Origin of the sequence: Moraxella canis (assembly GCF_002014965.1) — a bacterium.
Classification (GTDB): Bacteria; Pseudomonadota; Gammaproteobacteria; order Pseudomonadales; family Moraxellaceae; genus Moraxella; species Moraxella canis.
Genome location: NZ_MUXT01000005.1, coordinates 170,725 through 194,848, shown reverse-complemented (window position 1 = coordinate 194,848; position 24,124 = coordinate 170,725). Strand labels below are relative to the sequence as shown.

21 protein-coding genes and 1 pseudogene are annotated in these 24,124 nt (G+C 43.6%); 17 read left to right on the top strand and 5 right to left on the bottom strand.

What is annotated here, in order from left to right:
• Positions 1 to 60 precede the first annotated feature (60 nt).
• From rraA to B0180_RS10155, 9 genes and pseudogenes are all read left to right on the top strand, one after another.
• The gene (gene rraA / locus B0180_RS04860) at positions 61 to 564 is read left to right on the top strand and encodes a ribonuclease E activity regulator RraA (RefSeq protein WP_078255904.1); all 504 of its coding nucleotides are present in this window, start codon (positions 61 to 63) and stop codon (positions 562 to 564) included.
• A 283-nt stretch (positions 565 to 847) separates the two neighbouring features.
• A complete protein-coding gene (locus tag B0180_RS04855) occupies positions 848 to 1,738 on the top strand; it encodes a 2OG-Fe dioxygenase family protein (protein ID WP_208609386.1) in 891 nt (296 codons plus the stop codon).
• Positions 1,735 to 2,649, top strand: coding sequence for a DMT family transporter (locus tag B0180_RS04850; protein ID WP_078255903.1), 915 nt, complete (start codon positions 1,735 to 1,737; stop codon positions 2,647 to 2,649). The genes B0180_RS04855 and B0180_RS04850 overlap by 4 nt, the downstream gene beginning before the upstream one ends.
• Positions 2,646 to 3,398 (top strand): helix-turn-helix transcriptional regulator, encoded by a 753-nt coding sequence (locus tag B0180_RS04845; RefSeq protein WP_078255902.1) that lies wholly within the window; start codon positions 2,646 to 2,648, stop codon positions 3,396 to 3,398. The genes B0180_RS04850 and B0180_RS04845 overlap by 4 nt, the downstream gene beginning before the upstream one ends.
• A gap of 41 nt (positions 3,399 to 3,439) precedes the next feature.
• Entirely contained in the window at positions 3,440 to 3,949 is a 510-nt protein-coding gene (locus B0180_RS04840) for a hypothetical protein (RefSeq protein WP_078255901.1), read from the top strand.
• A gap of 23 nt (positions 3,950 to 3,972) precedes the next feature.
• Positions 3,973 to 5,178 carry an MFS transporter gene (locus B0180_RS04835; RefSeq protein WP_143821275.1) on the top strand — a complete coding sequence of 402 codons (1,206 nt, stop codon included), beginning with the start codon at positions 3,973 to 3,975 and terminating at the stop codon, positions 5,176 to 5,178.
• A 103-nt stretch (positions 5,179 to 5,281) separates the two neighbouring features.
• Positions 5,282 to 5,937, top strand: a pseudogene (locus B0180_RS04830) (IS1595 family transposase).
• A gap of 62 nt (positions 5,938 to 5,999) precedes the next feature.
• Positions 6,000 to 6,257, top strand: coding sequence for a type IV secretion protein Rhs (locus B0180_RS04825; protein ID WP_078255899.1), 258 nt, complete (start codon positions 6,000 to 6,002; stop codon positions 6,255 to 6,257).
• A gap of 76 nt (positions 6,258 to 6,333) precedes the next feature.
• Positions 6,334 to 6,483 (top strand): DUF7336 domain-containing protein, encoded by a 150-nt coding sequence (locus B0180_RS10155; RefSeq protein WP_167366919.1) that lies wholly within the window; start codon positions 6,334 to 6,336, stop codon positions 6,481 to 6,483.
• Positions 6,484 to 6,524: 41 nt separating this feature from the next.
• Here the strand turns inward: B0180_RS10155 and B0180_RS10055 are convergent, their stop codons facing one another.
• Positions 6,525 to 6,854: a hypothetical protein gene (locus B0180_RS10055; protein WP_143821273.1), complete on the bottom strand. Its 330-nt coding sequence runs from the start codon at positions 6,852 to 6,854 to the stop codon at positions 6,525 to 6,527.
• Positions 6,855 to 7,196: 342 nt separating this feature from the next.
• On the opposite strand from B0180_RS10055, the gene sstT reads away from it, so the two are divergent.
• Positions 7,197 to 8,408 (top strand): serine/threonine transporter SstT, encoded by a 1,212-nt coding sequence (sstT, locus tag B0180_RS04815; RefSeq protein ID WP_078255897.1) that lies wholly within the window; start codon positions 7,197 to 7,199, stop codon positions 8,406 to 8,408.
• A gap of 49 nt (positions 8,409 to 8,457) precedes the next feature.
• Here the strand turns inward: sstT and B0180_RS04810 are convergent, their stop codons facing one another.
• The gene (locus B0180_RS04810; RefSeq protein ID WP_078255945.1) at positions 8,458 to 9,483 is read right to left on the bottom strand and encodes a CobW family GTP-binding protein; all 1,026 of its coding nucleotides are present in this window, start codon (positions 9,481 to 9,483) and stop codon (positions 8,458 to 8,460) included.
• A 63-nt stretch (positions 9,484 to 9,546) separates the two neighbouring features.
• Entirely contained in the window at positions 9,547 to 10,281 is a 735-nt protein-coding gene (ompR, locus tag B0180_RS04805) for an osmolarity response regulator transcription factor OmpR (protein WP_078255896.1), read from the bottom strand.
• A 265-nt stretch (positions 10,282 to 10,546) separates the two neighbouring features.
• Between ompR and B0180_RS04800 the strand changes: the two genes are divergently transcribed.
• Positions 10,547 to 12,913 (top strand): Tex family protein, encoded by a 2,367-nt coding sequence (locus B0180_RS04800; protein ID WP_078255895.1) that lies wholly within the window; start codon positions 10,547 to 10,549, stop codon positions 12,911 to 12,913.
• A gap of 60 nt (positions 12,914 to 12,973) precedes the next feature.
• On the opposite strand, the gene copM is transcribed toward B0180_RS04800, so the two are convergent.
• Together copM and gltA are read right to left on the bottom strand one after the other, a co-directional pair.
• On the bottom strand, positions 12,974 to 13,672 hold the full coding sequence (gene copM, locus B0180_RS04795; protein WP_078255894.1) for a CopM family metallochaperone: 699 nt from the start codon (positions 13,670 to 13,672) through the stop codon (positions 12,974 to 12,976).
• 208 nt (positions 13,673 to 13,880) lie between these two features.
• On the bottom strand, positions 13,881 to 15,170 hold the full coding sequence (gene gltA, locus B0180_RS04785; RefSeq protein ID WP_049238053.1) for a citrate synthase: 1,290 nt from the start codon (positions 15,168 to 15,170) through the stop codon (positions 13,881 to 13,883).
• 722 nt (positions 15,171 to 15,892) lie between these two features.
• Between gltA and sdhC the strand changes: the two genes are divergently transcribed.
• The 6 genes from sdhC to odhB all read left to right on the top strand — a co-directional run bounded on the left by sdhC (position 15,893) and on the right by odhB (position 24,066).
• Entirely contained in the window at positions 15,893 to 16,282 is a 390-nt protein-coding gene (sdhC, locus tag B0180_RS04775; protein ID WP_078255892.1) for a succinate dehydrogenase, cytochrome b556 subunit, read from the top strand.
• Positions 16,283 to 16,299: 17 nt separating this feature from the next.
• Complete coding sequence (gene sdhD, locus B0180_RS04770) at positions 16,300 to 16,635, top strand: succinate dehydrogenase, hydrophobic membrane anchor protein (protein WP_192831320.1); 336 nt, start codon at positions 16,300 to 16,302, stop codon at positions 16,633 to 16,635.
• Between the two features lie 66 nt (positions 16,636 to 16,701).
• Complete coding sequence (gene sdhA, locus B0180_RS04765; protein WP_078255891.1) at positions 16,702 to 18,552, top strand: succinate dehydrogenase flavoprotein subunit; 1,851 nt, start codon at positions 16,702 to 16,704, stop codon at positions 18,550 to 18,552.
• Positions 18,553 to 18,617: 65 nt separating this feature from the next.
• Entirely contained in the window at positions 18,618 to 19,328 is a 711-nt protein-coding gene (locus B0180_RS04760; RefSeq protein WP_078255890.1) for a succinate dehydrogenase iron-sulfur subunit, read from the top strand.
• A gap of 569 nt (positions 19,329 to 19,897) precedes the next feature.
• Positions 19,898 to 22,744, top strand: coding sequence for a 2-oxoglutarate dehydrogenase E1 component (locus tag B0180_RS04745; RefSeq protein WP_078255887.1), 2,847 nt, complete (start codon positions 19,898 to 19,900; stop codon positions 22,742 to 22,744).
• A gap of 95 nt (positions 22,745 to 22,839) precedes the next feature.
• Positions 22,840 to 24,066, top strand: coding sequence for a 2-oxoglutarate dehydrogenase complex dihydrolipoyllysine-residue succinyltransferase (odhB, locus tag B0180_RS04740; RefSeq protein ID WP_078255886.1), 1,227 nt, complete (start codon positions 22,840 to 22,842; stop codon positions 24,064 to 24,066).
• Positions 24,067 to 24,124: the final 58 nt, after the last annotated feature.

Genomic DNA, 24,124 nt, shown 5'->3' with positions numbered 1-24,124 from the left:
AGTGTGATCAATCACAATTTTGATCAAGTTTAATCAACTCAACTCAGCAAAGGAGTGTTTATGGCGACCGATTTTGTTACCTGTGATTTATTGGACGATCATAGCGATCAGGCCATCAGCGTGGTGAGCCCATCGATTGATGGTAAAAGCTTTCGTAATTTTGGCGGTCATCACAGCTTTGGCGGTCAAGTGGTGACGGTGAAGTGTTTTGAGGATAACTCTAGGGTCAAGGAGCTGCTTGCCACCGAAGGCAAGGGGCGTGTGCTTGTCGTGGATGGCGGTGCATCGATGCGCTGCGCTTTACTTGGTGATATGATTGCTGAATCGGCAGTTAAGTATGGCTGGGCGGGTGTGATCGTTTATGGCTGTGTGCGCGATGTCGATCAGATGTCAAAGATGCCACTGGGTGTCCAAGCACTTGCCAGCATTCCCCAAAAATCAACCAGAAAAGGCGTTGGTGAGACAGGGCTTGCGATCAGCTTTGGCGGTGTGGTCATTCATGAAGGCGATTATATTTATGCTGATAATAATGGCATCATCGTCAGTGGCGAGCCATTAATCTAACCTTATATCATCAGCTTAAAAAGGCGCAGGCATCACCTGCGCTTTTTTATTCTTACCTCTCATAAACAGTCGTTCTCTATTAACATGAACACTCATGTATTCTTCAATATAAAGATAAAGCTAAATCTTATCAATTAAATTCATCTCACTTACGAAAATAATGAATTTAAACCATATCCAGTTTTTTCAGCATAAAAAATCTTTTTAGCACATTTTTGAATATTTTCTAGTTACAGTTCGTTTGTTTTATTGATTACTCTTTAATTTTTTGAGGAGTAATAAAATGAAGAACAATGAGCGATTTCTGAAAAATATTTGTAAGCTTAAAAAACTATATCAGCAGGATGGTTATCTCTTTATTTCAAGTGAACAGATGATTGAGTTGCTACAAGATATGGGTATCAGTATTGAAGAAATTAATCATTTGAAGGAAATGAGTGATAATCTTCCTTCAGACCCAACTTTAGAATTTAGAGAAAGCAGAAATGGTAGATTTTTTCATAATAATTTAAGCAAAGTAATCTACAGAACGGCATTTCAACCATTTGTGCTTTCAGTAGATGAGGACTTTATTCGTCATGATTCAGGAAAAATCAGATATTTTGTTGGCTTAGAAGAACGACTAACAAGAAATTTAGCCTTTCAAGAAATGCTTAAAGTAAAAAACCCTATTATTTCTAACATCGATATACTACCTCGTAAAAACCTTGATTATAGTTCAGTCAATTGGGTTACCACGGTGTTTCATTTAAGAACTATAACACAGGAGGATTTATTAGGTGAGCCTGCTTTAGAAGGCGTACATTCTGATGGTGTTGACCACACAATGACTATCATGTTAGGGCATCATAACATGACTGAAAATAGTGCTATCACAAATATACATTCCAATCTTGAAAAAAGTGGCATTTGTTTTGAAGAAACAAAAAATGAAAATCTTGTAAACTCAATGCAGCATAAAAAATTCTTAGATAGTCTCTTGATAAAGGATAACGAATTTAAACATAGCTTAAGCCCTGTTTTTCAAATTAATCCAACAGAGCGAGCAACTAGGGATATGTTGATTTTTTTTACAAGAAAACCTTGCTTACAGAAGCATATATCTTTTCCTTACGATTCTACTAATCCACACCCTGATTATCCAGTTGACTTTAAGTTAGAGTACCAATTATGAGTTTAACTAATTCAAATAAACTAGGAGTAGAAAGTCTAGTAAATAAATTTGTACCTTTTGTGTTTTTAATAATTTGGAGTGGAGGGGCTCTATTTTCTAAGCTAGGTTTACAGTATGCAGACGTTTGGAGTTTTCTTTTTTTAAGGTCAGCTTTGGCACTATCTCTGCTTACCATGATATTTTTATCCAATAAAGAATATCTTGCTGTAATACCTACACTTAAAAAAAATGATTTTGTTCGTATCATTGCTTCAGGGCTACTGCTCCAAGTTCTGTATCTAGTTTTCTATTTTTTATCCATTAATACTCATTTATCGTTAGGGATGATTATTTTAATTCTAGGGATGCAACCTATTATTACGAAGTTAGCAACTTCAAATAATGTCAACTATTATGATATTGCTTTGCTCGGTGGTTGTTTTATAGGATTGGCTATTGCTACCTTAGGATATCATAAAATTGAACAAATTAATCTATTGGGAATAGTGATGGCAGCTTGTGCCTTAATCTCTATCACTTTTGGAACTATCATTCAGTCCAAAATTACAAGCAATCCAATTTTAACTTTATTACTCCAAACTATTGTGGCTTTTATGATATTTGGAGCTACCACTGTCATGAAAGGATTGAGCTTCAACTTTAATTTTTACTTTATTTCAGCACTATTATGGATGGGAGCAGTAGTTTCTGTAGGGGCATTTTTATTATTAATGCGAATGCTAAGACATAGTAATGCTGAGAAGGTCAGTACATTATTTTTTTTATTGCCATTATTGACAATGGTTTTAGAAAGTATTTTTTTTCATAAACACTTAAATTTGTTAACTATTTTTGGTGGTATTATGGTTTGTGTCGTTCTTTTTATCTACCAATTTAAGCCATTTATATTAAATAAGACCAGTAGAAAATGATAAATCAAGACCATTTAGATAATTTGTTCATACGAACTTATAATACAAATTTAATTGGGCATAGCCATAACTATCATCAAATACTTATCCCATTACTAGGAAATATCAACCTGATAATAAATGGCAAATTAATTATTGTTAGCTATGGAGAGGTCTGTATTATCCCAAAAGGTGTTCATCACCAATTTACCGCTAGGACAGACTTTCGTTTCTTGGTAATTAATACTGACAATATAGATTTCGTTGCATTAGACCCAGTTAATGAGTTGCATTTTTCGCTCGATGATAAACTCTTAGCATTTATTGGGGTTGTTGAAAGGCAATTACTAACAGATTTTGACCAAGTGATGAATGATTACATGTTAAAATTGCTAATGGAGTTTTTGAAAAAAATTAGTTCTAATAAAAGAATTGATAGTCGGCTTATTAATGTTTTAAACATTATAAAAAATGATATTAGTGCAGAACATACACTAGATTCGCTTGCAAAGGCTGCTTGTCTTAGTGAGAGTCATTTTAAAAAAGCCTTCAAAAAACAATTTGGATATACACCCAAAGCTTATATTACTGAGCTTCGTATGCAAATGGCTAGAGGTTTGATTATTAATACGGATATGCCTATCACTATTATTGCCGAAAAATGTGGCTATCAAAATCTTTCAGCATTTATAAGGCGTTTTTCTCTTTGTTACCATGAAACACCCCAGAAGTTTCGAGCTAAAGGACGGTCTTTGGCTCACAAAAGATAAATTATTCATATTTTTAACGACAACATAAAAAGGAGACACGGATGTCTTACAATACCGTCACAATAGAAAGTCTATTGGCTGATTCACTATCCACCTCTAACTATACTTGGTCTGAGAAATTTCCTAATTTGTCCTCACTTTCACCAAACATCAAATATGAAGGGGATAAAAAATTATTACTGAAAAAATATTCTACATATAATGACTTTTCAAATACATTTGGTAAGGAGGTTTTAAGAAGAACTAAACGGGCATTTATTGATTACCGTTCCTTGAAATATGCAATGTCTCAACTTTCATGGGAAGAAAAATATTTCCCTAATTCTATTAGAGCAACAATCCATCAAAAGCAACAAGATATATTAGGTCTAAGAATTTATCCTGAGTATAAAAAAGCTTCTAAATTGCTTCCTTATCATGGAATTGCAGTGTTAAAAACACTAGATGGAAATGATTGTATGTTAATTCAGCCCGAAATTAATGTCGCTTCGCAGATAGGAGTTAAACGATACATTAATAATTATAATTTTTCAGATTTCTACATTGCCTAACAGACCAAAAGTTGAGAAACGAGATGAGTATTATTAATTCGCTAAATATGAACACGCTAAGATTTGCAATTCTTTACGCTATATCCTTTTCTGTTGCTAGTTTGGACCTTAGTATTACAGTGAGGTCGGGACAATTGCTCACTCATAGCAACCTTGGAGGTACTGCTTCTTATGCTATGATAGGCATTGGGATGATTGTTGGTTCTCGTTGTGGCATGTCATTGATTAACCTCATTGGTTTAAGAAAAACCTATGCTATATCTGCCCTTCTTTGTATCATATCAGGACTTACCTCCTCATTTTCGGTGCAACATAATTTATTTTATATTTTTTCTTTTAGTTTGTTGCTAGTAGGCATATTTATGGGGCTATCTAACTATCATCGTCTCTTAGTACAAGATATGGCGAAAATTAAATCACCTTGGAACACTAATTTGGTCTTAGTTAGTGGAATTATTGGAGCAATTGTAGGACCTTGGATTGCTCAACAAATAGCACCTAGTCCTGAACTATTTTATAAAGCTTACATTGCAGTTGCCATTTTTGGAGTCTTAGCATTAATTTTGAGTTTGACTTTACCAACAAAATATTCTATCAATAGAGTAAATCCAAACTTAGCAATCAGTAAGATAGAGAAAAATCTTGGTGTATATAAATCATTATTATATTTAGGTGGTTTGATAGGATTTTGTAGTTATGTGACTATGACCTTAGTAATGACTTCTGTTCCATTAGAAGCAACAGCAAGAAAGATGACAGCATCAAATATATCTAACCTAGTTCAGTGGCATATGGTGGCAATGTATTTGCCTATAATATTAGTACCAATACTAATGAGTAAGTTTCATTTAGCATCTGTTTTAAAAGCTAGTTTATTTATTAGCATCATAGCCTTTCTAATCTCTGCTTATATGATTTGGAATCAGGATGTAAATTATAATATTTTATTAGTTGCTATGTTAATTGCAGGCATTGTTTGGGCGTTTGGTTATTCAGTTGCTTCAAATATAATTGCAGTTAATCCCTATGGCATAATGTATCCAAAATTTCGGGGTATTGTTGAAGTATTTCCGCCATTAGGATTAATAACAGGCTCGCTATTAGCTGGATTAATTTTAAATTATAAAAATTTTAATTTTATAATTATTTTAGCAAGTCTGTTTTTATTAATTCCTTTACTTATGACTTTAAAAGAAAGTAATAGGCTTACTACATATATAGAACAGTGAGAGATGATTGTTTTAATGATGAGCATTAGTACAGGGGTAATCAAATAGCCTTATTTGAAAAAATGGGGCTGTACTAGAATAACTCTCATGTTATACTAGTTTTATGAAGATAACCTATTGTAAACTCAGTAAAAAAGTACAAAAAAGACTGCTTGAATTTTTTTTGTACTTGAAGTGACTGCTCGTTCGGCAGCTGATTTGCTTGGTATTCAGCATAATTCAGCAGCTTTATTCTACCATAAAATCAGACTTGTGATGGAATACCATCTTAATCTTGAGGCTAAAGAATTGTTTGATGGCGAAATAAAGCTTGATGAAAGCTATTTTGGTGGCATTGGCAAAGGCAAGCGTGGTCGCAGAGCTGGTGGTAAAACAGCTGTTTTCGGTCTTTTAAAACGCAACGGTAAAGTCTTTGTGGTTGTGGTTAAAGACACCAAGACTAACACACTCATGCCTATCATCACAAGCAAAATCAAGCCTGACAGTGTTGTTTATACAGATTGCTATAAAAGCTACAATGCTCTTGATGTCAGTGATTTTAAGCATGTTAGAATTAACCATTCCAAAGAATTTGCAAAAGACCATAATCACATCAGCGGCATTGAAAACTTTTGGTCGCAAGCCAAGCGTGTTTTAAGAAAGTACAATGGCATTGACAAGAAACACTTTCATCTTTTTATCAAAGAATGTGAGTGTCGTTTTAACTATGGTACACCATCTAATCAGCTTAAAGTATTGAGAAGATGGTGTGGGATTTAGGCTAATCTAGTACAGCCCCAAAATTAATATTGCCTATTTTTCTCTCTTTCTCTTTGTTGGGAATGGTTACTCCTAGCTATGCTTTTTCTTGTACCGAATACAAAACTTTTGTTAGCAACAAAACTGGGAAAGAAGCGGCTAAAGATGCCCCAAGTTGGGTAAAACAAGCTGGACATAAACCTTGTAAAAATCCAAATAAAAGCGGAAACCAATTTGCTAAACGTATTTTGGATGCAAAATATGGTGCTGGAAACTGGAAAACTGGACCAGGAACCGAACACAATCAAATTAAGAAATATGGCGACCGAGCATTTAAATAATTGGAATATATATGAAAAATTCAGTTTATGTTCTTTATCACACAAGAGTAGATAGCTTTGGTTGTGATAACGATAAATGTTAGGAGTGTTTTCTAGCTTGGAAGAAGTGGAAAAAGCCAAGCAGTATGCCCTAAAACAAAAAGGCTTTAAGGATTATCCAGACGGCTTTTCTGCTGTTGAATATGAAATCAACAAGCAGGAATGGTTGGAAGGTTTTGGCGATTAACAAAAAATGCGTTACCTTGAAAATACAAGGTAACGCATTTTTTACTTCAACTCCGCCACATAATACCTATCGCTGTTACTGCCGTAATTGCATTTACTTTCAATGACTTTTACGCATAACCGCTTATCGCAATTACTGGTTTGTAGGCGTTGCAGGTTTCGGGCTTTCTCAATTTGGGCGGTTAAGTGGTCTAATTCGGCTCGTCTAGCCCCTATGTCGTCCAAGCTAGGCACAAACCACAACATAAAACCCATACAGCACGCCATAAACACCGCAAAACCGCCAAAATACCAAAGGTTGTTACGCCAGTCTAAATCTCTTTTGGCTCTATCAATCTTATCAAGAACCCCTTTTAGGTTATCAGAATGCACCTGTAAGCGATTTATTGATCAAGTAAGCGGTTGACTTATTGGCTTTGGCAAGAATTCATCTAATACACATCAATTTGTAATAGTACCGCAACAAATTCTGACTTTATGATAAAAAAGTGGTATAGTAGATCAGTTTTGTAAGTCTTGGCTTGCGCTTGAACCGTTCATGATATGCTTCTAAATGAGATTTGCTGACTGTCAAACAGTTGATCAATGCATTTGGCGTGACAGATGTGATCCTCTTGATACTCAACCAAAACTAAGCCATTTGGATTATAGCATCATCCCTTGGGCTCTTAGACAGATCACCGTGAACGGATTCTTATCATTTTAGGAGTGATTATGCGTTCGATTGTAGATGCTTATTTGCGTCTGGGTTTGGTGCCGCTGATTGTGCTGGCGCTGGTGATCGGGACGATTATCGGGGTAGTTGCCCCATCTTTTGGCTTAAGTTTGGGTATTTTAGGCTCAATTTTTGTGGGTGCGCTTAAGGCGGTTGCGCCGGTGCTGGTATTTGTGCTAGTGCTGGCAGCTGTTTCAAATCAGCGTATCGGTGCAGACAGCCGTATCAAGCCGATCATTTTTCTTTATTTGGTCGGTACCTTTTCGGCAGCATTAGTGGCTGTGGGCGCAAGTTTTATGTTCCCAACAGAATTGGTCTTAAACAATATCGAAAGTGTCGAGCAAGCTGCACCCCAAAGCCTGCGTGAAGTTTTGACCAATTTGCTCATGAATTTGGTTGCCAATCCTGTGGCATCACTTGCCAATGCCAATTATATGGGAATCTTGACTTGGGCGGTGCTGATTGGTCTTGCCCTTCGCCATGTGACGGAGACCACTTTGCGTGTGGTGTCAGATTTGGGCACAGCAGTGACCAGTGTGGTCAAATGGATCATCGCTTTGGCGCCTTTTGGTATTTTAGGCTTGGTGGCGTCGACTGTCGCAGAAACCGGCGTGCAGGCACTGGTGGGCTATGCGCGATTATTGGCGGTACTGGTCGGCTCGATGCTGTTCATTGCTTTGGTGATGAACCCGATCATCGTTGCAGCGATGACTCGCAAAAACCCTTATCCTTTGGTCTTTACCTGCTTGCGTGAGTCTGGTGTGACGGCATTTTTCACGCGGTCATCGGCAGCGAATATCCCTGTGAATATGAACCTTGCGCGCAAATTGGGTCTGAGCGAAGACACATATTCTGTGAGCATTCCACTGGGTGCGACGATCAATATGGCGGGCGCTGCGATCACCATCAATATCTTGACTTTGGCGGCGGCGCATACTTTGGGTATTGAAGTCAGCTTTGGTGCGGCGGTGCTGTTGGCGATTGTTGGCAGCTTGTCGGCTTGCGGTGCTTCTGGTGTGGCGGGCGGATCGCTTTTATTGATTCCTTTGGCGTGTAATTTATTTAACATTCCAAATGATGTCGCCATGCAAGTGGTTGCCATCGGCTTCATCATCGGCGTCGTCCAAGACTCTGCCGAAACGGCGCTCAATTCATCCACCGACGTACTATTCACAGCAGCGGCAGATCCAAAATACGCCCACTACGGCTAATACTTTTGTCAATGCTTAAAATGCCTTGCTGGTGCAAGGCATTTTTTCATTATTGAGCGGTGTGATCCATAGTTTGCACCAGATTCATCAGCTCATCATCCCAAACCTGCCAGTCATCATCTTTGGCGTCTTTTACATCAAATATCAGCTCAATCTTACTATCATCTCGGGCGGTAGTATCTGTGATGCTGATGCTTTCGGGTGTGATATTGATCAAAAGCCAGCCTTCTAAAGTATGCACCACCCCTTTAATACGCAAATAATTTGGGCGAGACAGCAGCCATTTTTGTAGATGATAGCTGTCAAATTGCCACGTGCTAGGCAGTCGCCAGCCGCCCACTTGATGTCCTGCCATCTGCTCATGATACCGATAAGGTAACTCATTTGACCCCTTGATCGTTTCGTCAGCAGTTTGAGTCATCGCCGAATTTGGTGCTCTTAAAGAGATGCGCTGAGTCGCTTTTTGAGCGTCGTGCGGTGTGGATAATAACATGCCAGCAGTATCTTGGCTTAAAGGCGCTTCATCGATGATGACAGCCCGTTCATTGATGCTTGTGATCCATGCTCTCAAAGCTTGCCGCTCATGATCTGAAAGAGCGTCATGGCGATTGATAAATACAATATCAGCGTGGCGCACATGGGCAATGTAGCCATCATGAGTGCGATATTTTTCTTGTTGCCACTGAGTCGCGCTCAGCACACAGATGACCGCATTGAGCCTAAGTGTCGTTTGCCAGTGCGGTTCTGACAGCTGATCTAGTAGCTCATCAGGATGCGCAAGTCCCGTCGGCTCTATGATCAGGCGATCAGGATGATGCTCATTAATGAGTCTGACCAGTGCCACCTGCAAGGGTAGCTGACCTGTGCAGCAGATGCAGCCGCCATTGACTTCCTTGATGGCGATGTCATCACCAGTCACCAGAGCGCCATCTATGCCTATTTTTCCAAATTCATTAATCAACAATGCCCATTTTTGATGAGATTTGTGAGCAATTAGGGCATTGATGAGCGTGGTTTTGCCAGCGCCAAGAAAGCCTGTGACAAGCGTGGTTGGGATTTGGCGAATCGGTATCATGATGACTTGACTTATCAAAATAAAAATGGGACAAAACTGCCCCATTATAGCATAGGTTTACGATCAGCCTTCAGCACCATCTGGTACAAATACATAGCCCACCCCCCAGACGGTCTGGATATAGCGAGCCTGAGACGGGTTGTCTTCGATCAATCTACGCAGGCGCGACACCTGAACATCAATAGAGCGCTCCATCGCACCCCACTCACGACCACGCGCAAGATTCATCAGCTTATCACGCGTCAACGGCTCTCTTGGATGCTGAACCAATGCTTTTAGAACGCTGAACTCACCAGTGGTCAAGGTAACGACATTGCCATCACGCTTGAGCGTGCGTGTGGATAAATCTAGCGTCCAAGGTCCAAACTCAACCACTTCCAATTGTTGGCTTGGGGCGCCTGGCAGCTCTCTGTTTTGGCGACGCAGTACCGCTTTGATGCGCGCAAGCAGCTCTTTTGGGTTAAAAGGCTTTGGCAAATAATCATCTGCGCCTGCTTCAAGCCCCGCAATGCGATCGGCATCGGAGCCTTTGGCAGTGAGCATGATGATGGGAATGCCTGAATTTTCTGCACGCAGACGCTTACAGATCGCGATACCATCTTCATCAGGAAGCATCAAATCCAAAACGATCAATGAAAACATCTCGCGCGCGATCAGCTTATCCATCTGCTTGCCATCGTGCGCAACACGCACCACATAGCCATCATCTTCCAAAAAGCGCTGCAACAGTGTGCGCAGCCGAGCATCATCATCCACCACCAAAATACGGTGCGTCATCGTGTCTAAAGTTTCTGTCATATCATCTTTCCTTATCGTTATATACCCACTTTGTCAAGTCGGCTTGATACTCTTAGTGTACAATATTGCACAGCAAAATGTCACTAGTTTTATGTTAATTTTCTTTGAGAGCAAGTCAAAACTGCCTTAAACTTTTGGTAGTATTTTTAAAGGATATTTCAAAGATGATTGGCAGACTTTGAGCGCTAGGCTTTGGTGTTTTGAGCGAAAGTTGGTATAATAGGCGAAACATTTCCTGCCAATCGGCGCCATTGAAAGAATCTATATGACCAACTCAACGACTGATACCGATATTCAAATCGACCATCAAGCCATCTATGCTAAATTGGCTGCAACTCATGCCATCAAAAGCGCGCAGGTTGAAGCGTTTGCCAAGCTGTATGATGAAGGAGCAAGCGTGCCTTTTATTGCTCGCTATCGCAAAGAGCACACGGGCGGCTTGGATGATGAGATTTTGCGCGGACTTGAAAAATCGCTCATCGCCGAGCGAGATTTGGCAGCGCGCCGCCAAAAAATCCTAGGGCTATTGGCTGCTCAAAATGTCCTGACTGATGAGCTTGGCGAGCGTGTGAATGCTGCCTCAACCAAGCTTGAGCTTGAAGAGATTTATCAGCCCTATCGCCCGCGCCGCCGCTCTGTCGCTGCGCGCGCAAAATTGGCAGGGCTTGAGCCGATCGCGCATGCGGTTTTGGCAGGTCAAAACCCAGCAGAAGCGCTCGAAGGCTATGTGCCACCTGAGACGCTCACTGATGATAAAGGCGAAACGTTTGAGGCTGATTTTGGCGATCTTGATAAACAAATCAATGGCATTCAGGCGATCATTTTGGATGAGTGGGCGACAGCGCTGGACTTGTTAGATAAGGTGCGCACTGGATTTAATGCCACTGCAAGCATTCGCTCTGAGCTGATCGGCGAAGAAAAGCGCGAAGCAGGCGAGAAATTTAAAGATTATTTTGAGCACACTGAACCATTTGCCAAGCTGTCAAACCATCGCCTGCTTGCCATGCTGCGTGGGCGCCAGCAAAATGTGCTGGTGCTGCATGTTGATGGCGAAGATGAGCCATTTGTTGAGATGATCGTGCGTCATTTTGAGATCGATCCGAATGCTGCCAATGGCGATTTTTTGACTGATACCGCCAAAAAACTTTGGCTGGTCAAATGGCGTTCACAGATTGAGCACCGCCTCTTAACCGAGCGTCGCTTGGCAGCGGAGGCGGATGCCATCGCCGTTTTTGCAGAGAATCTTAAGCATCTGCTGATGGTAGCCCCAACGGGTCGAAAGGTGATTTTGGGGGTGGATCCAGGCTATAGTCATGGCGTCAAGATGGCGGTGATTGATGGCATGGGTGAAGTGTTGGCAACCGACACAGTCTATCCTTTCAAGCCGCATCATAAACTGGACGAAGCCAAAGCCAGCATTGAGGCGCTGATTCAGGCGCATCAGGTTGAGTTGGTAGCCATCGGCAACGGCACCGCCAGCCGCGAAAGCGAGGAGTTGGTCAAGTCAATCATTCGCGAAGCTTCGCTACCTGCTAAGGCGCTGGTGGTGTCAGAAGCAGGCGCGTCGGTTTACTCAGCCAGTGAGATTGCCTCCCAAGAGCTGCCCGATCTGGATGTGTCGGTGCGCGGCGCTGTATCGATTGCGCGTCGTTTACAAGATCCATTATCAGAATTGGTCAAAGTTGAGCCAAAAGCGATCGGTGTCGGTCAGTATCAACATGATGTCAATCAAACCGAGCTTGAAAGCAGCCTAGATAAAGTCACCGAAGACTGCGTCAATGCGGTGGGGGTGGATGTCAATACAGCAAGCCCAGCGATCTTGGCGCACATCTCAGGACTCAATAAAAACGTCGCCCAACAAATCGTTGAGTATCGCCGCGCACATGGCGCTTTCACCAACCGCGAAGAGCTAAAAAATGTACCACGCTTGGGGGTTAAGACTTTTGAGCAAGCAGCAGGGTTTTTGCGTATCAAAGACGGGGACGAGCCACTGGATGCCACTGGCGTCCACCCAGAGAGTTATGGATTGGTGTATGAAATCTTAACCAAGCATAACAAGTCTTTGGACGAGGTTTTGGGTAACGAAGAATTGACCAAAGCACTCAATGACAGCTCAGATAATTTTAGCCAATTGGCGACAGTTTTGAATGAGCTTGCCAAGCCTGCACACGATCCTCGTGGAGAGTTTCGCACGGCTAAGTTCCGTGATGATGTTAATGAAATCAAGGACTTAAAAGTAGGTATGACCCTTGAGGGCGTCGTGACAAATGTCACCGCCTTTGGCTGCTTTGTGGATGTGGGCGTCCATCAAGATGGCTTGGTGCATATCTCTGAGCTGTCCGATGGCTTTGTGACCAATCCTGCCGATGTGGTCAAGCCGCAAGACATCGTCACAGTACGCGTCATCTCAGTGGATGAAGCACGCGGGCGCATCGGCTTTAGCATGAAATCTGAAAAATCTGCCAAAGCTAATCAGTCAGCCAAGGCGGATAAAGCAGACAAATCGGCAAATCATAAGCCCAAGGCAGATCGCAAACCTGCTCGCCAAGACAAGCCAAAATCTACCGCCAAACCTGCCAAAACGATGGGCAGCTTTGGTGCGCTGTTACAGCAGGCAGGATTGGGCAAATAATTCGCTCATCTGACTTGCCAAGCCCACCAAGCGTAATTGCTTGATGGGTTTTTTGTTTGATTATTGGCTGATACCACGACTGCCGAGCCACTGTTTCATCAGTGCAATCTCTGGGTTTTGGGCGTCGATGATGCCTTGGGCAAGGTTTTTGATTTGATCATCTTGACCGTATTTGAGCTGGATTTTTGCCATCTCGACTGCTCCTTGATGATGCGGAATCATCCCTTGGGCAAAGGCGATATCAGCATCTTCGTGATGTACCCCTGTCATCATCGCATCATGTATACTCATGTCGCTAAGATAGGCTTTGGCGTGCTCGCTATTAGCATCAATGGCATCTTTATCTTGGGCGGTGGTCAGCCAATTTTGCATAAATTCAATCTCGGTTTGTTGTGCATCGATGATGTCTTGGGCAAGCTTACGCATGGCGGCATCTTTGCCGTATTTTAGCTCAATCTGTGCCATCTGTATCGCCCCTTGGTGATGTGGGATCATACCTTCAACGAAAGCGACATCGGCACGAACTTTGGTGGCAGCTGCCATCATCGCATCGTGCATGGTGTTCATCGACTGCATGTACTCGCTAGTGTGTGCAGCCATCGGCATGGTAGTATCGTGATGGGCGTGTGCTGCGTGCTGCGTCTCTTGTGCATTTTGTGTACTTAGTGCAGCTGTTTGCTCGGTGCCAGTGGTGGGCTGACTACAAGCACTCAAGGCAGTAGCAAAAGCGATGGCAAGCAGAGATTTGTTGATGATCATGTCAGGCTCATTGGTAGTGATTGATCGTATTATTATAAACTCATGCTTTTGGGTAGAAACAGTGTTTGTGTGTAACACTTTCTTGCTAGGATTTACACTCTGGCGATTTGGTCAGTATGGTGCTAGGGATGATGACATCTATAACAAAAAAAAATTTCCCCAAGCGATCACTTGGGGAAATTTTTATAGTAAATCCGTATGAATCGGATTATTTACGTTTGTCCACAGGTACGAACTCACGATGCGTCTCGCCAGTATAGCGCTGACGTGGACGACCGATTTTGAATGGCTCTGAGTGCATCTCGGTCCAGTGACTGATCCAGCCAGCGGTACGCGCCAAAGCAAAGATTACGGTAAACATTGATGTTGGGATACCGATTGCTTTTAGGATGATGCCTGAGTAGAAGTCAACGTTTGGATATAGCTTACGCTCAACAAAATACGGATCTTCTAGAGCGATCTTTTCAAGCTTCATCGCAAGCTCTAGCTTAGGATCATTGATGCCTAAAGCGCCTAGAACTTCATCACAAGTTTCTTTCATGACCTTGGCACGTGGATCGAAGTTACGATAAACGCGGTGACCAAAGCCCATCAATTTAACTTCTTTACGCTTAACCTTCTCCATGAACTCTTCGACATGTTCAACAGAGCCGATTTCGTCAAGCATCTCAAGAACAGCTTCGTTAGCGCCGCCGTGTGATGGACCCCAAAGAGCGACGATACCTGCTGCGATACATGCGTATGGGTTGGCACCTGTTGAGCCAGCCAGACGTACAGTAGAGGTTGAGGCGTTTTGTTCGTGATCGGCGTGAAGTGTGAAGATCTTATCCATCGCTTTGACTAGCACAGGATCGACTTTATAATCTGGCTCGCCTGGTGTTGCAAACATCATGTATAGGAAGTTTTCAGCGTAGCTGAAATCTTTACGTGGGTACATGAACGGTTCGCCGATTGAGTATTTGTAGCTCATGGCAGCTAGAGTAGGTACTTTTGCGATCAAATCAACAGCAGTATTGTCACGATGCTGAGGATCAGAGATATCTAGGTGGTTGTGATAGAATGCTGACAGCGCACCCACCACGCCAACCATGATTGCCATTGGGTGAGCGTCACGGCGGAACCCTTCGAAGAATTTGCGCAATTGATCATGAATTGACATATGATCAGAAACACGCTCATAGAAAGCTTCTTTTTGCTCAGCCGTTGGTAGCTCGCCATAAAGTAGAGCATAGCAGACTTCTAAGTATTCAGCATTTGAAGCCAGGTCGTCAATGGCATAGCCGCGATGCAAAAGCTCGCCTTTTTCACCATCAATATAAGTAATGGCAGATTCCACTGGCGCAGTCGCCATAAAGCCAGGATCATAAGTCCATAAACCTGCTTTGGCAACGGCGCTGATGTCCAATACTGGACGACCCAAAGTGCTCTCCAGCACTGGCATTTCGTATTCAGTACCGTCAACGGTAAGAGTAACTTTCTTTGACATAATTGACCTCATTTGGGGTTAAAGAACGCCTGAAAACCTTGTATTGCACATGACAACAGTCACCATACTTCCTTGTGGGTGCCAGCGATGCACCATACAATCAGACGAATAATTTCACACGAATTGGCTAAGCCTTCAGCCTAAATCGTGCGGCATCCTTGTTTTGTTATACATTCGCATCTGCGCACAGACACGCTCAACAGTGAGCCTTTTGGATAATACAAAAACTTTGACAAAGTTACAAGCCTTTTTCACATCAATAGCAAAATTTAGTGAACATCCACCCACTGGCTCAACTTTGATTTTAGGGGCAATCAGCTTGCTTGGCAAGCAGTTTTCAAAGCCTGACACTGTTTGTAACAATTAATTCACGCATTTGTGGGGTATTTTTTGGAGAAATTTCGGAAATTTTGCACAAAGTTTAGGATTTTGTTTGTAATTATTGAACAAGCGTTTTATAATTTGTGTTATTTATGTGTGCATTTTTCTAAACGATAATCAATGACAGTTATCAAACATTTAGCGGTTGTTCAGTTTGGCAGCGCGCAAAAGATTTGATCAGTGCCTATCGTGATGAAATTTTGCAATTTTTTTTGTGGTGCTCGCTGACCTCATCACTGTATGAGTCGTGAGTATTCATTGGGCGGCGCTTGATAGATAGATATTGACCGCCCAAGGGTACTGACAAGCCGGCCAGCTACTCCTTGCCATTTTTCGGCTTAAATTAGATAAGGATGCCCGCTGTGAAAAGCAACCGACCGATTAACCTACCGTTAAGCCAAGTCATCGCTGTGAACTCAAAGTCACCGATCGCTATGGCTTCTATTTTGCATCGTATCTCTGGTATCGTCCTTTTTGTGCTCGTGCCGGTGATGCTGTATATTCTTCAGACTTCTTTGTCGTCAGCTGAAGGTTTTGCGGCTGTATTTGATAATATGGCGCTACGCTTTGTGGCGTGGATCTTTGTCGCAGCGACCGGATACCACTTTGTGATGGGTGTAAAACATCTACTTGCTGACGCTGGTATGAATGAAGAGCTCAACTCTGGGCGTACCGCTGCGGTGATTAGCTTTGTAATCGCGGCTGTGCTGATTGTCGCATCGTTTGTATGGGTGATGTTCTAATGAGAAATAATTCTGGTATTAAAAGTGCGACTGGCTTAACTGGTTCAGGCTCACGTGATTGGATTTTGCAGCGCATCAGTGCTGTTGTTTTGGCGGTTTATAGCGTTGTTGTGGTAGGTTTTTTCCTATTCAATGATGTCAATTTTGAAACATGGCAAGGCTTTATGCTAAGCCTACCAATGAAGCTATTTAGCTTGGTGGCGATTTTATCATTGGTATTCCACGCTTGGGTAGGCATGTGGACGGTATTGACTGACTATGTCAAGTCATCAGGTCTGCGTTTGGTCATCCAATCTTTGGTGATTATCGCTATTTTGGTATATCTATTCTGGGGTGTGATGATTTTTTGGTAATTGACCAAAATTTGTGGCATCAGCCACCCGCAGCATGAACACCAAGTGAAATAATTAGGAACTAACATGGCAACAAACCAAGATAACACAATTAATAATATCCCAACGCTAAACTTTGACGCAGTCATCGTTGGCGGTGGCGGCTCAGGCATGCGCGCATCTTTGCAATTGGTCAATGGCGGTATGAAAGTCGCTGTCATCACCAAAGTATTCCCAACGCGCTCGCATACCGTTGCTGCTCAAGGCGGTATCGGTGCATCATTAGGTAATATGAGCAACGATAACTGGCATTTTCACTTTTATGATACCGTAAAAGGTTCTGACTGGCTTGGCGACCAAGACGCCATCGAATATATGTGCCGTGAAGCACCAAAAGTCGTCTATGAGCTTGAGCACATGGGTATGCCATTTGACCGTAACGCAGATGGCACAATTTATCAGCGTCCGTTCGGTGGTCACAGCTCAAACTATGGCGAAAAAGCCGTGCCACGTGCGTGTGCCGCTGCTGACCGTACAGGTCATGCGCTACTACATACGCTGTACCAAAAAAACCTTGAAAAAGGCACGCAATTTTTTGTTGAATGGATTGCGCTTGACTTGATCAAAGATGATGAAGGCAACATCAACGGTGTCATCGCTTTAGAACAAGAAACAGGCAATATCTCAGTATTCCAAGCGCGCACAACCGTCTTGGCAACTGGCGGTGCAGGTCGTATCTTCAAAGCATCTACCAACGCCTATATCAATACAGGTGATGGCTTGGGCATGGCGGTACGCGCTGGCATTCCTTTGCAGGACATGGAGTTTTGGCAATTCCACCCAACTGGCGTAGCAGGTGCAGGCGTTCTATTGACCGAAGGCTGCCGTGGTGAAGGTGCGATTTTGCGTAATAAGCATGGTGAAGCCTTCATGGAGCGCTACGCCCCGACGCTTAAAGATTTGGCACCGCGTGACTTTGTGTCTCGCTCTATGGACCAAGAAATCAAAGAAGGTCGCGGCTGCGGTCCAAATGGCGACTATATCGTCATGGACATGACACACTTAGGTGCTGCAACTTTGATGAAGCGCTTGCCGTCAGTTTTTGAAATCAGTAAAAACTTTGGTAACGTAGACATCACCAAAGAGCCAGTACCGGTTGTGCCTACCATTCACTATATGATGGGCGGTATCCCGACCAACATCCACGGTCAAGTCACTGTACCAAATCTAGAAGGTCCAGTTGATGAGCAAGGTTTATATACCGAAGGTCGTATCGTCAAAGGTCTTTATGCCATCGGTGAATGTGCGTGCGTCTCTGTGCATGGCGCCAACCGTTTAGGCACAAACTCGCTGCTTGACTTGGTTGTGTTTGGTCGCGCAGCAGGTCAGCATATTATTGATGATTTTGCGCAAGCAGACCACAGCTACAAGCCGTTGAACCCACGCGTGCTAGACTTTACCATGTCTCGCCTAAATAAACTACAAGACTCAACCGAAGGCTACAATGCGCAAGAAATTGGCGATGAAATTCGTCAAATCATGCAAGATCACGCTGGCGTATTCCGTACCCAAGAGCTGATGGATAAAGGTGTTGAGCGTATTTTGGCACTTGAGCCAAAAATCAACCAAATCCACTTGGCGGATAAATCACAAGTCTTTAATACCGCGCGTATCGAAGCGCTAGAAGTTGCCAACTTATACGAAGTGGCAAAAGCGACAATGATCTCTGCTTCACTTCGTCACGAGTGCCGCGGTGCGCACATGGTTGTTGATTATGAACACCCAGCAGATTATGACCCAGCGCCACTGGGTCGTAACGACAGCGAATGGATGAAGCACACGCTTTGGTATTCAGAAGGCAATAAAGTGGTGTATAAGCCAGTTCGCAAGCAGCCACTGACGGTTGAATATTGCGTACCACGCGTTCGTACTTTCTAATAGATTAGCCTAATTAGGCGGGTTGGCGTGTTGCCAACCCAACCAACAATTACTGGAGAAAAATAATGAGTCGAGGCACCCGTATCGTAGAGATCTATCGCTACGACCCAGACAAAGATAAAGCCCCTTATATGCAGTCATACGAAGTAGAGCTGCTTGATTCTGATCGTATGTTGCTAGATGTGCTACTTCGCCTAAAGCGCCAAGATGAAACGCTGACTTTCCGTCGCTCATGCCGTGAGGGTATCTGTGGTTCTGATGGTATGAACATTAATGGTAAAAATGGCTTGGCGTGCTTGATCAACATGAACACTTTGCCAAATAAAATTACCATTCGCCCATTGCCAGGCTTGCCTGTGATCAAAGACTTGGTTGTGGACATGAACCAATTTTATGAGCAATACGAAAAAGTACATCCATACTTGATCAACAATCAGCCTGCGCCACCAAAAGAGCGTCTTCAGTCTCCTGAAGAGCGCGAAAAAATGAACGGTCTTTATGAGTGCATTCTTTGTGCATGCTGCTCAACTTCGTGCCCATCATTTTGGTGGAACCCTGAAAAATTCTTGGGTCCTTCAGCGCTATTGAACGGCTACCGCTTTATCATTGATAGCCGTGATACCGATACTCAAGCACGCCTAGCACGCTTAGATGACCCATTTAGCTTATTCCGCTGCCGTGGCATCATGAACTGTGTGAGCGTCTGCCCTAAAGGTCTAAACCCAACTAAGGCAATCGGTCATATCCGTAATATGCTATTGGATCAAGCAGGCTAATTGAGCATTTGATCTGACTGCCGCATCTGATCACTGATTGGGTGCGGCTTTTTATATGCCAAAATAATCAGTATAAAAAAGGTGGTCAAATCAATGTCATTACTACTTTTTGGCGCGCGCCTTGAGCCGTTGTTTGATAAATAAGTGTATTCACCGATGCGGTAAGCGCGGTAGATGATGCAGCTGAATGATATTTGGTCTGTCAAAGCACAGATATAAGAAAAATCAGGTGAATGATTGGCAAGATGAGCTGCGTAAATTAAGTAAAGAAGGGATCGGTAACTATATCAAATTTTATAATAAATTATGCCAAAAAACTATAATAGAGCACATTTGTACCACGAAAAATAAGGGTTTTGATTTCTGACACAAAAGCGCAAGATTCATTTGTATCTTTACTAAGATAATTATGCCCCAACGCGGCATCTCGCCCTTGTTATCTTTAACCAAATGGCGTACACTATACGGGAGTATGCGTCAATTTTTGATGCGAATTGACAGCCGTCGCCGTCGGTAATGATCGACGACATGGCAGACCCAACTTTTACTAATAAAATGGCGAAAGACGAATGACAAACAGTAAAGATACGGTGGCTTTTTCAAACACCGAGTTGGCAGCAGACAGTGCAGCCTATGTCGAAGCGCTGTATGAACAATATATGGCAGACAGCCAAAGCGTGAGCGAGGAGTGGCAAAAGTACTTTGAAACTTATCGCCAAGACACTGATGCGCCGCACAATGCGATCAAAGAGCAGTTTTTATTGTTGGCGCGCAATCAGGCAGCTGCGGGCCAAGCAGGTCCATCAAGCGATTGCAACCCGAAACAAATGGCAGTTCAAGCCTTGATTTCTGCCTATCGCCGCCGCGGTCACCGTAAGGCGAATCTTGATCCATTAGGACTGCATCCACGTCCAGAAGTTGAAGATTTGACTTTGGCATTTCACGGACTTTCGGAGTCGGATTTAGACACCGTATTTCCAACCAATGATTTGGCAATCGGTAAATCTGAAGCTAAGCTTCGTGAAATCATTGAGATCTTAGAGCGCGTCTATTGTCAAAGTATCGGCTATGAATACATGCACGTATTTAAAGCGGCTGAAAAGCGTTGGATCGAAAATTATATCGAATCAAATCACGGTCACATCAAATTTAGCAAAGACAAAAAATTAGAAATCTTAGAGCGTCTGACGGCTGCTGAAGGTTTAGAAAAATACTTAGCGCGTAAGTACACAGGCGTTAAGCGCTTCGGTCTAGAAGGCGGTGAAAGCTTCATTCCTGCGGTTCATGAAATCGTACAGCGCGCGGGCGGTCAAGGCTCAAAAGAAGTCGTTATCGGCATGGCGCACCGCGGACGCTTGAACCTATTGGTGAACATTTTGGGCAAAAACCCAGGTGATTTGTTTGATGAGTTTGATGGTAAGGTTCAGCCTGTCAATGGCTCAGGGGACGTCAAATATCACAACGGTTTTTCTTCAAACGTGATGACGCCAGGCGGTGAGATGCACTTGGCATTGGCATTTAACCCGTCGCATCTTGAGATCGTCTCTCCAGTACTTCAAGGTTCGGTGCGCGCACGTCAAGCACGCCGTTCTGAAAAATACGGCTTAGAAATTGATAACAGCACTGTGCTACCTTTGGTGGTGCATGGAGATGCTGCACTGGCAGGTCAAGGTGTGAACCAAGAGACTTTCCAGATGTCTCAAACACGCGCCTATAAGACTGGTGGCACGGTTCATATTGTCATCAATAACCAAGTCGGCTTTACCACTTCTCGCATTGAAGATGCGCGCTCGACAGAATATTGTACCGATGTCGCCAAGATGGTTCATGCGCCAATTTTGCACGTCAATGGCGACGATCCTGAAGCAGTGGTATTTGCTTCTCAATTGGCTGTCGATTATCGCCGTGAGTTTGGCAAAGATGTCATGCTTGATATTTTCTGCTATCGCCGTAATGGTCATAACGAATCTGATGAGCCATCTGCCACACAGCCACTGATGTATGCGGTCATCAAGAAACTACCGACCACGCGTACCCAATATGTCGAGCAATTGGTTCAAGAAGGCATCATCACCCATGAGCAGGGCGCTCAGTTTGAAGATGATTACCGTGAATCACTTGATCGTGGCGAGTTTGTTGCGGGTGGTTTGGTCAGTGAGCCGAATACTGAGCTGTTCGTTGATTGGAAGCCTTATTTGGGTCACGATCTAGAAGACGACTGGGAAACGGGTGTCGATATCGAAAAGCTCAAATCCTATGGTCGCGCGATGGCAAAAATCCCTGAAGGATTTACTCTACAGCGTCAAGTGGCGAAAGTCGTTGAGCAGCGTTTGGCGATGCAAACTGGCGAAGAGCCGCTGAACTGGGGCGCTGCTGAGACTTTGGCTTATGCCAGTCTTGCCGCTGAAGGCTCATTGGTGCGTATCACTGGTGAGGATGTCGGGCGTGGTACATTCTCGCATCGTCATTCAGAGCTATATAACATGAATGATGGCAGCATGTATATTCCCTTGCAGCACATCACCGAGGATCAAGCTCGCTTTGCTACTTATAACTCACTGCTATCAGAAGAGGCGGTACTTGCCTTTGAATATGGCTATGCTACCACTGTGCCGAATGCACTGATCATTTGGGAAGCGCAGTTTGGCGACTTCGTGAACGGTGCGCAGGTGGTGATCGATCAGTTCATTTCATCTGGCGAAACCAAATGGCAGCGTGTCTGTGGTTTGACGATGTTATTGCCACATGGGTTTGAGGGTCAAGGTCCTGAGCACTCATCAGCACGTTTAGAGCGCTTCTTACAGCTGTGTGCTGAAGATAATATGCAAGTGATCACGCCAACGACACCTGCCCAAATCTTCCATGCGCTGCGCCGTCAGGTCGTACGCCCAATCCGTAAGCCATTGATCGTGATGTCGCCTAAGAGCTTACTCAGACATCCGCTTGCGACTTCTAATTTAGAAGAATTGGCATCAGGCAAATTTGAAACTGTCTTGCCTGAGATTGACTCAATTAACAATGAGAAAGTCACTCGCTTGGTGCTTTGTGGCGGTAAGGTATATTACGATCTGCTTGATCAGCGTCGCAAATTGGGTCAAGAGCACATCGCCATCGTTCGTATTGAACAGCTGTATCCGCTGCCTGAAGAGCGTATTTTGGCTGAGATTGATAAGTATCCAAACCTAGAAGAAATCATGTGGGCGCAAGAAGAGCCGCTGAATCAAGGTGCTTGGTATTACTTGGCGCCTGAGCTGTTCCGCATGGTGGTACCTGCACCGACGAAGGCAAAAATCATTCCGCCTTCGGCGCGTCCTGCCGCCGCTGCACCTGCGACAGGCTCACCAAAACTGCACGCCGAACAACAAAAAGCTTTAATTGCTGAAGCATTGGGCGTGACAGTTGAAGCCTTGAAGTAATATTCATTAGCCAAAGTGCTGCGCGCGTTTTGGCTAATACCATTTAGTATTTTAAAATAACACATTTTTGATTTATAAACTTGAAGGAGTTTATTATGGCTGAAATTAAAGCCCCCGTATTTCCAGAATCAGTACAAGATGGCACGATCGTTGAATGGCATGTTGCTGAAGGTGAAGCCGTTAGCCGTGACCAACTTTTGGCTGAAGTTGAAACTGACAAAGTGGTTCTTGAAATCGTAGCGCCAGATGATGGCGTGATTACCAGCATTGTTAAGAATGTTGATGATACCGTATTGTCGGCGGAAGTGGTTGCGATTTTTGAGGCAGGTGCAGCAGCGCCAGCAGGTGAGGCGCATGTGGCAAGTGAAGATAATGCTGATGGCAATACCACTGTCGATCCAGCATCAGTAGCAGCACCAGTGCAGCCAAAAGATGAGTCAGCAGCATCAGAAGCTGAATATAAAGATCAAAGCCCAGCAGTTCGCAAAGCCGCTAAAGAAACAGGTATCAACCCTGCCGACGTGCAAGGTTCAGGTCGTGGTGGCCGTGTGACCAAGTCTGACATGGTCAACCCAACCTTAAAATCTGATAACGGTCAAGTTATCGCCACAGCTGTGGGTCAGCGCATCGAAAAACGCGAGCCAATGACTCGTCTACGTAAGCGTATCGCTGAGCGTCTTTTGTCAGCTACTCAAGAGACTGCCATGTTAACAACATTTAACGAAGTTAATATGAAGCCTTTGATGGACTTGCGTGCTAAGTACAAAGATCGTTTTGAAAAACGCCATGGCGTAAAACTTGGTTTCATGTCATTATTTGTTAAAGCAGCTACCGAAGCCTTGAAACGCTTCCCAGCAGTGAACGCATCGATTGATGGCAGCGACATCATTTATCATGGTTATTATGACGTGGGTGTGGCAGTATCATCAGATCGCGGCTTAGTTGTTCCAGTGCTACGTGATACAGATCGTATGAGCATGGCAGATGTTGAAGCTGGCATCCGTGATTATGCGACCAAAGCTCGCGAAGGCAAGCTGAGCATCGAAGAGATGACAGGCGGTACATTCACCATCACTAACGGTGGCGTATTCGGCTCATTACTTTCAACGCCGATCATTAACCCACCACAAACTGCTATCTTAGGTATGCACGCAATCAATGAACGCCCAATGGCAGTTGATGGCGAAGTGGTTATCCTACCGATGATGTATGTGGCGCTGTCTTATGACCACCGCTTGATCGATGGTAAAGAAGCGGTTCAATTCCTAGTGACAATTAAGGAATTGATCGAAGATCCATCAATGCTATTACTTGACCTATAAGGTTTAACAGATGGTTTTTGCAAAGGATTGTTGGATGAGCTCTGACAATTCTTTGTGC

What these genes read in the sequence shown, in the direction of transcription:
- rraA (WP_078255904.1), top strand. Translation starts at nt 61, where the DNA reads ATGGCGACCGATTTTGTTACCTGTGATTTATTGGACGATCATAGCGAT.
- B0180_RS04855 (WP_208609386.1), top strand. Translation starts at nt 848, where the DNA reads ATGAAGAACAATGAGCGATTTCTGAAAAATATTTGTAAGCTTAAAAAA.
- B0180_RS04850 (WP_078255903.1), top strand. Translation starts at nt 1,735, where the DNA reads ATGAGTTTAACTAATTCAAATAAACTAGGAGTAGAAAGTCTAGTAAAT.
- B0180_RS04845 (WP_078255902.1), top strand. Translation starts at nt 2,646, where the DNA reads ATGATAAATCAAGACCATTTAGATAATTTGTTCATACGAACTTATAAT.
- B0180_RS04840 (WP_078255901.1), top strand. Translation starts at nt 3,440, where the DNA reads ATGTCTTACAATACCGTCACAATAGAAAGTCTATTGGCTGATTCACTA.
- B0180_RS04835 (WP_143821275.1), top strand. Translation starts at nt 3,973, where the DNA reads ATGAGTATTATTAATTCGCTAAATATGAACACGCTAAGATTTGCAATT.
- B0180_RS04825 (WP_078255899.1), top strand. Translation starts at nt 6,000, where the DNA reads ATGGTTACTCCTAGCTATGCTTTTTCTTGTACCGAATACAAAACTTTT.
- B0180_RS10155 (WP_167366919.1), top strand. Translation starts at nt 6,334, where the DNA reads ATGTTAGGAGTGTTTTCTAGCTTGGAAGAAGTGGAAAAAGCCAAGCAG.
- sstT (WP_078255897.1), top strand. Translation starts at nt 7,197, where the DNA reads ATGCGTTCGATTGTAGATGCTTATTTGCGTCTGGGTTTGGTGCCGCTG.
- B0180_RS04810 (WP_078255945.1), bottom strand. Translation starts at nt 9,483, where the DNA reads ATGATACCGATTCGCCAAATCCCAACCACGCTTGTCACAGGCTTTCTT.
- ompR (WP_078255896.1), bottom strand. Translation starts at nt 10,281, where the DNA reads ATGACAGAAACTTTAGACACGATGACGCACCGTATTTTGGTGGTGGAT.
- B0180_RS04800 (WP_078255895.1), top strand. Translation starts at nt 10,547, where the DNA reads ATGACCAACTCAACGACTGATACCGATATTCAAATCGACCATCAAGCC.
- copM (WP_078255894.1), bottom strand. Translation starts at nt 13,672, where the DNA reads ATGATCATCAACAAATCTCTGCTTGCCATCGCTTTTGCTACTGCCTTG.
- gltA (WP_049238053.1), bottom strand. Translation starts at nt 15,170, where the DNA reads ATGAGGTCAATTATGTCAAAGAAAGTTACTCTTACCGTTGACGGTACT.
- sdhC (WP_078255892.1), top strand. Translation starts at nt 15,893, where the DNA reads ATGCCCGCTGTGAAAAGCAACCGACCGATTAACCTACCGTTAAGCCAA.
- sdhA (WP_078255891.1), top strand. Translation starts at nt 16,702, where the DNA reads ATGGCAACAAACCAAGATAACACAATTAATAATATCCCAACGCTAAAC.
- B0180_RS04760 (WP_078255890.1), top strand. Translation starts at nt 18,618, where the DNA reads ATGAGTCGAGGCACCCGTATCGTAGAGATCTATCGCTACGACCCAGAC.
- B0180_RS04745 (WP_078255887.1), top strand. Translation starts at nt 19,898, where the DNA reads ATGACAAACAGTAAAGATACGGTGGCTTTTTCAAACACCGAGTTGGCA.
- odhB (WP_078255886.1), top strand. Translation starts at nt 22,840, where the DNA reads ATGGCTGAAATTAAAGCCCCCGTATTTCCAGAATCAGTACAAGATGGC.